This window comes from Belnapia sp. AC561, from assembly GCF_979252845.1.
Genome location: NZ_CEEDBP010000223.1, coordinates 1 through 273, shown reverse-complemented (window position 1 = coordinate 273; position 273 = coordinate 1). Strand labels below are relative to the sequence as shown.

General features: G+C 61.9%; 1 protein-coding gene. It reads left to right on the top strand.

Translation table 11 applies throughout. The features are described from left to right. Positions 1–11: 11 nt before the first annotated feature. Positions 12–273 (top strand): hydrogen gas-evolving membrane-bound hydrogenase subunit E (gene mbhE, locus AC0IW9_RS30845; RefSeq protein ID WP_471652113.1); only part of this gene is annotated, 262 nt, incomplete at its 3' end.

Below are 273 nucleotides of genomic sequence, written 5' to 3'. Positions count from 1 at the left end.
CCGTGGAAGTGGTGACCATCATCCTGCTGGTACTGGCGCTGTTCTTCATGCCGGATCGTACGCCGATGGAGTCGAGCAGCCTGCGTGGCCTGCGTGACGTGCTGCTGGCCGGTGGTACCGGTATCGCCGTCGCGCTGCTGGCTTACGCAGTCATGACGCGCCCCTACGACAGCATCGCCTCGTTCTTCCTCGAGAACAGTGTCAGTGGCGGTGGCGGTACCAACGTGGTCAATGTGATTCTGGTCGACTTCCGCGGTTTCGATACCCTTGGCG